We start from the raw sequence: 6276 nt of genomic DNA, 5'->3' as shown, positions 1-6276 counted from the left end.
AGACAAGTCATATCGACCTTGCCTTTGTTCACTGGGCGCAAGGACGCTTGGCCGGCAGATATGCCGGCCTTTTTTCGCGCAGTCACATTGCCCACGAATGGCGATATTGTCAACATTCCTTGACGTATCGGAGCGCGCCAAGGACATTCAGTACTCAAGTCGTACACGCGCGATCACCAATCTGCTTGCGAATCGCCAGAAGCACGCCTTCTTCATCAAAGCGCTACTTGTGCAGGTTCCCGCAGATCACCGCAAGACAGATCCCTTGTTCCGTCCTGCTGAAGAGGCGGCCAGTGGTAGTTCGATCAACGTGGCGCACCTGATCTACAAGAACAAGCATTACGGGGGACACCACAAGGACTACGAATTCAGCATTAACACGATGGAGGATCACTGGAAGAGCGGTCTGGAAGACATTGGGGCTTCGTTCGCACATCCGGACTGGTTCGAAGTGCCAAGCCGCGAACGGGGGTTCTTGACCCACAACGTTCACCGTCAGGCCAGCTCGGTACCCCAGTCCGACCGAAGCACCCTGGAGCTCCCCACGGAACTGGAAAGAAGAGCAGCAGCTTAATTCGCGACCAGGGCGTGCAGTCGATGGCCGCAGTGGGTTTGGAGCGTGGTTCGAATTGAAATCAAGCCGACTACGCGGCGTCCGTCTTATGGACAAGAGGAAGGCTCCAGGAATAGCGGAGCGCAAGCAGGCGGATCGCGAAACAGATCGACGCCGCAAACCAAGGCGTGACTGCTACCCTCCATTCCATGAATTGTCCAAGAACTTGTATGCCTGCGCCAACCAGTGCAGCGAGCGCATAGATTTCCTTCTGTAGGATGATCGGTACGCGATTGAGCACCACATCTCTCATCACGCCACCGCCGACAGCAGTCACCATGCCGAGAACGATGGCAACCTCGATGTTGTGGCCAAACAGCAGCGCCTTGTGTGCACCAACGACTGCAAAGAAGCCCAGTCCAAGCGAATCAAAAAAAACGACAGGATGCTTAAGGTGGTCAACGATTGGACGCGCCCAGATTGCCATCGCAGAGGCCAACACCGAGGCCGCGAGATACCGCCAATCTGAAATGCCCACCGGCGGTAACGAGCCTAGGCAGAGATCCCGAACGATTCCTCCGCCACAGGCCGTCATATAGCTGATCGCGACGACACCGAACAGATCGAGGCGCTTCTGTTCAGCGGCAAGAGCACCGCTGACTGCAAAAGCGAAGGTACCGAACAGGTCGACCAAGACAAAGAGACTGTGTTCCATCATGCCTCTTGCTGACCGCAAAGCCAGGCAGACGCCGCCGTCAGCATGGCCTGCAGCCCCGTTTCCAGCGTCGGGTGGATGACCGGTGCGAACTTGGGCGAATGATTGCTCGGTATCTTATTGATTTGCTTGTCCTTCTTGGCCTGTGCATACACACTGGGGTCGGTACCGCCGACGAACCAGAAAACGTATGGCACATTCCACGTACGCCCGAAGATGCTGAAGTCTTCGCTGGCCGACGCCGGAGCCGTCTCGTAGGCCTGGTCGCCAAACTGCGCTTTGAAGGCTGCCGCGATCTTCTGGGTCGACGCATCGTCGTTTTCGGTTAGCGGGTAACTGCTCAGGGTGGTGAACTCGGGCGGCCGCTCGGCATTGGAGGCATCGCACTCAGCGCAGCAAATTCGCTTGACAGACGACAGCATGTACTCGCGCACATCTTCGTCGAAGGTGCGCATATTGAGCTTGATCGTGGCATCGTCAGGAATGATGTTTTCTTTGGTGCCGGCCTGCAGCGAGCCAATGGTCAACACTGCGTTGTCCAGCGGCGAGATTTCACGCGAAACGATGGTTTGCAGGCGCAATGTGGTGGCGGCGGCCATGATCACCGGATCGATGGCGGTCTGCGGCTGTGAGCCATGTGACCCGCGACCGAATAGTTTGATCTTCAAGCTGTCACCGGCTGACAGGATGACACCTGGGCGGTAGCAGACCGTTCCACTCAGTCCTACCATCACGTGCTGTCCCAAGATAATGTCCGGCTTGGGGAAGCGCCCCTCCCCCCAATCCTGAACCATGCTCGCTGCACCCCGGCCCACTTCCTCGCCGGGCTGGAACACGAGCATGACAGTGCCTTTCCAGGCGTCGCGATGCTCTGCAAAAATGCGCGACGCCCCCATCAACCAGGTCACGTGCAGGTCGTGCCCGCAGGAGTGGGCCACGCCTACCTCCACACCATCTTCATCTTTTGCCTTGACGGTACTGGCATAGGGCAAGCCGGTATTTTCCGCCATGGGTAGTGCATCCATGTCGGCACGCAACATCACGGTAGGGCCTTCGCCATTGCGCAACACGCCAACGACGCCTGTGACGCCCACCGCGCGCGTCACCTCGTAGCCCAGCGTTTCGATGTAATCGGCCGCGAGCTTGGCGGTGCGAACCTCTTGCATCGACAGTTCTGGGTGCTGGTGGATGTCCTTGTAGATCGTTTCGAGTTCCGCCAGCAGCTCTCCGCCGCAGGTAGTCAGGGCTTGGACGAGCGGATTCATGGCAACCTCCGGATTGTGAATATGTAGGATGCCTTACGCCATCGCGCAATAGTCATCCCGTTTCGCAGGTGGAGATATATGAAGTTGCAGTATAGTGCTCAATGTGCCCATCCGTGATTTAGGATGATGCGTCGTCGCTATCAGATAGACGTATAGCATCCGGGTTCGCACTACTTGCACGTGTGCTATCACCGACCGCGTAAATGTCACTTTGGCGACAGTTTGCAATGGCAACTCATGACTACGTGAGGTGCTGCGGGGAAGGACGAAATTTTCAGTTGCCCAACCCGCCGCAGTAGTGAACAGGCTGCGGCACGGGTGAAGCGACTGGAAGTAGCGTGATGGCTTCAGCGCAGTGCCCGCTGGACGACTGCTAGCGCGCTTCTGGTGGGCGCATCGATTAACGTGCTACTGCCCGCGCTTGCCTTGTAGAGCTTGACGACGCCGTTCATCCTAACGCTGGTCGCGGGCCTCACGTGGGCGGACTTTAACTTTGACGATTTCGCCCAGCCCGGCGCACAGCGGCGCAACGAGGCCATCGATGCCATTGCGCGAAACGGGCGAGGGGAATGGAAGAAGGCCTGCGGCTACCACCGCCCCCATCGCGGGTCGAGAACCTGATGTACCGGCTCAAGACGCTCATGGGCAGTAGCTTGTGGGCGCGCTGCATCGGCTCGCAAGCAACCGAGGTGGCGATCCGCGTAGGCGTGCTTAACCGCATGGCGGCCCTTGCGCGCCCGCAGCCATCCGCATCGCCTGAATTTCGGATCACAGGAGCCTCTTTGTCTTCAAGTTCGATTTATGCAACAACGCCACTCCGCCACCCAATCCACCGCCGGTCTGCCGTTCACGACATATTCATAGGCTTCCAGCGGGATGCCGGTCAGCGTGATCTTGTCGTTGTAGTGCAGCGTAGTGAGGTCTCTGCTCTTCCCGCAGCGCATCTTCTCGACACGTTCATCGGTCAACAGCAGCCCGCACACAGAAATACTTCATTCGCGATATCACCTGCGAGCGAGTACGCAAATCAAGCCGCTGAAGGATGGCCGACACATGTTCCTTGACGGTGTTGATGGATAAGCCCAGGTTTCGAGCGATGAGCTTGTTGGGCAATCCCTCCAGCAACTGGACGAGCACCGCGCCTTGGCGTTGTGTCAGACCGAGTTCTTCTGGCGTGATTGGAATGCTTTGCGCCGGCTCGAACGATTGGTCATGCTCGTTGAGACGTTTCATCCACGACACCGCCTGAAACCGGGTGCGCACGCCAAGCCGCTTGAGAATGGCCGACACATGTTCCTTGACAGTGTGCTCCGTTATGCCCAGGCGATGGGCGATGTCCTTGTTGAGCAATCCCTCCTGCATCAGGACGAGAACCGCGCCTTGGCGGTGGGTCAGCCCTGTTTCTTCCGGCATCATTGAAGAGGCATCCGCTGTCTCAAACGATTGACCATGCACGTCGTGCGCGTCGTCGCCAGCCAGTACCTCATGCACAGCTACAGTGGCAGCATTGGCGTCCAGATGCTTGTCAACGGAATCGCGAGCGTTGAGCGCGGCAACGCCTCCGCAGGTCTCCATGTTCGCCGCCGGAAGCACGTAGGTAGTCTCGCTAAGATCGCACGGGAAAGAATCGGTGCCAATGAACCTGCTGGCCTGACTGAGCTGAAAACTTGGTGCCCCTCTGTCAGCGTTCAAGGGCTTGTCGCTATCGCGGTAAAACATCCGCTGTCGCTGGCCCTGAAAGTCACTGTTCCCAACACGCGTGCCGCCGTAGTAACGGTCGGCCAGAGGCTGACCTGTCTTGATGGATGGGTTGCGGATACCCTCACCGTTCATCATATCCATCATCGCCCGTAAGTCTTCAATCTGAGGCGGTGTTAATTCCGCCAGTGCCGCAAAAATCTCCCCAACCTGCTCTGAAAACATTGTCCTTCTACCCCGTCTTTCCGCCCCACAGTCCGTGTCAATCGCCGTTCTGCCGAAACCATGAGATGCTGCCCGATTGCGTGCGCATGGCAGATTCACCTAACTAAACACCGAATTGGTATTTAAGTAACTACTTTACATGGCAGCAGCCTGATGCCCGAAGAAGCCGCCCGTGGAAATGTGCGATTAGCGGCCTACAACGGGCACTGCTGTGGGGGCACTTGGCGGAAAGAACTGTTCGCAACAAGAGCATGCATGCATGGGACTCCACTTTCATCTGCGTGAGGTGCACCATAGAAAGCTTGCATCCAAATCTTGGGGTATCTCGCGTCATGCGATGGCAATTTCTGTGTTGCGGATCCCGGATTAAAGGCCCAGGTGGAGCCGGCTTTAGATGTATCGAAAATGCAACAAAAGGCTGTCGTGGGGATGGGCATCCACCGCATGTTGCTACCCCCCAATCGGGCTAGGGGCTTTCTCATGTACACCTGATAGAGTGAGGGCCGTGTGGATTTCCCGTCCACCCGCTCCCACCCCGCGTTACCACCCCGGCAACGCGGGGTTCTTTTTTATGGCATATGGCGATCTCGGCCACTGTTGAAATTCGACTGGATTGGGGTGATAGAAAGGTAGGGTTGCCGTTTCTGTCGGTGGTCGGGGTTCTGACGGCGCTTGCCAACACTTCGTGGGGCACGATGGAAATCATCGGTTGCCGTCCCGGATTGACATTAGCCCGGTCGCTGCGTGGACTTGAAATTCTGATCCAGAACGTCGGTTTGGCAAGAAAGATACGGTCTCCAATGGTGTTTCGGATGCGGGCCACGCTCGGCGGATTGTGAAGTCGGCCGAGCACCGCCCCCTAGCCACGAGCGGCATAGGCTCAGGACGTTGACGAGCGCGTGGCAAACAAATGAGTAAGCTAAGGAACATTGACAAGCTGTTCGAAGGGCGGCATTTCGATCGCGAAGTCATCGTCTTGTGCATTCGTCGGTACCTGCGTTACAAGCTGAGCCTGCGCGATCTGGTCGAGATGATGGCCGAGCGCGGTCTGTCACTGGCGCACACGACGATCATGCCCTGGGTCAAGCGGTTCACTCCGGAGTTCGTTAAGCGCTGGAATCGCTTTGCTATGGCAGCCGGCCGGTCTTGGCGAGTCGACGAAACTTACGTGAAGATCCTTGGCAGGTGGGCCTATCTTTACCGTGCGGTTGACCGGGCTAGTAAGACAGTCGATTTCCGGCTCAGGTCAAGGCGCGATGTCGCTGCTGCCAAGGCCTTCTTCGCGAACCAAGGGCTCGCTCCGAAGACAATCACGCTGGACGGCAGCGCGGCATCTCACCGCCCAGTGCGCGAAATGACGATCGATGAATTGCTGCCCGAAAGTACGACGCTGCGATCGTCGAAGTACTGGAATAACCTGATCGAACAGGATCATCGCAACCTCAAAGCGCGGGTGAACGTGATGCACGGCTTTAAACGCTTTAGGACTGTGGCGACAACCATTTCCGGCATCGAGCTGATGCATCGCATTCGCAAAGGCCAGTTCAACCTGACGGAACTGCGCCTCAAAGATACCACTGCGCCCGCTGTCTGGATGGCTGTTCTCTCAGCTCGCTGAGGTGCCCCGCAATCGGACGCTCTTCGCTGGCCTTCACTATTTGCACCAGAGCCCGATTATCCACCGGCCAGGCAACGAGCCAAACCCGCCCAACAAGATGTTGATTGACCAGGCGATCACAGCGTCGATGCCACAGATCAGCATTCTTGACGTGTTGCCTATCGCCGGGTCAGGCAGCGCTCGCAGTGCGAGGTCGACTTGA

6 protein-coding genes and 3 pseudogenes are annotated in these 6276 nt (G+C 57.5%); 4 read left to right on the top strand and 5 right to left on the bottom strand.

All coding sequences use genetic code 11. The features are described 5' to 3' along the window. Positions 1 to 106: 106 nt before the first annotated feature. Complete coding sequence (locus tag ACYP5B_RS00925) at positions 107 to 574, top strand: DUF3734 domain-containing protein (RefSeq protein ID WP_459568207.1); 468 nt, start codon at positions 107 to 109, stop codon at positions 572 to 574. Positions 575 to 644: 70 nt separating this feature from the next. Here the strand turns inward: ACYP5B_RS00925 and ACYP5B_RS00920 are convergent, their stop codons facing one another. Further along, positions 645 to 1271 carry a trimeric intracellular cation channel family protein gene (locus ACYP5B_RS00920; RefSeq protein ID WP_459568206.1) on the bottom strand — a complete coding sequence of 209 codons (627 nt, stop codon included), beginning with the start codon at positions 1269 to 1271 and terminating at the stop codon, positions 645 to 647. Continuing rightward, a complete protein-coding gene (locus ACYP5B_RS00915; RefSeq protein ID WP_459568205.1) occupies positions 1268 to 2533 on the bottom strand; it encodes a M20 family metallopeptidase in 1266 nt (421 codons plus the stop codon). The genes ACYP5B_RS00920 and ACYP5B_RS00915 overlap by 4 nt, the downstream gene beginning before the upstream one ends. Positions 2534 to 3043: 510 nt before the next feature. On the opposite strand from ACYP5B_RS00915, the pseudogene ACYP5B_RS00910 reads away from it, so the two are divergent. Then, positions 3044 to 3276: pseudogene (locus ACYP5B_RS00910) on the top strand (IS5/IS1182 family transposase); the annotation flags it as partial. A 45-nt stretch (positions 3277 to 3321) separates the two neighbouring features. On the opposite strand, the gene ACYP5B_RS00905 reads toward ACYP5B_RS00910, so the two are convergent. The 3 genes and pseudogenes from ACYP5B_RS00905 to ACYP5B_RS00895 all read right to left on the bottom strand — a co-directional run. Then, positions 3322 to 3501, bottom strand: coding sequence for a type ISP restriction/modification enzyme (locus ACYP5B_RS00905; protein WP_400100430.1), 180 nt, complete (start codon positions 3499 to 3501; stop codon positions 3322 to 3324). After that, positions 3491 to 3727, bottom strand: a pseudogene (locus ACYP5B_RS00900) (response regulator transcription factor); the annotation flags it as partial. The gene ACYP5B_RS00905 and the pseudogene ACYP5B_RS00900, both read right to left, overlap by 11 nt. Before the next feature lie 51 nt (positions 3728 to 3778). Then, a pseudogene (locus ACYP5B_RS00895) lies at positions 3779 to 3946 on the bottom strand (response regulator transcription factor); the annotation flags it as partial. Positions 3947 to 5034: 1088 nt separating this feature from the next. On the opposite strand from ACYP5B_RS00895, the gene ACYP5B_RS00890 reads away from it, so the two are divergent. Together ACYP5B_RS00890 and ACYP5B_RS00885 are read left to right on the top strand one after the other, a co-directional pair. Further along, positions 5035 to 5295: a hypothetical protein gene (locus ACYP5B_RS00890; RefSeq protein WP_459568204.1), complete on the top strand. Its 261-nt coding sequence runs from the start codon at positions 5035 to 5037 to the stop codon at positions 5293 to 5295. Positions 5296 to 5366: 71 nt separating this feature from the next. Next, positions 5367 to 6074, top strand: coding sequence for an IS6 family transposase (locus ACYP5B_RS00885; protein WP_459568203.1), 708 nt, complete (start codon positions 5367 to 5369; stop codon positions 6072 to 6074). The last annotated feature ends 202 nt before the right edge of the window (positions 6075 to 6276 follow it).

This window comes from Cupriavidus sp. 8B, assembly GCF_054589115.1.
The sequence above is the reverse complement of the archived record's forward strand: the minus strand, read 5'-3'. Positions and strand labels throughout refer to the sequence as shown.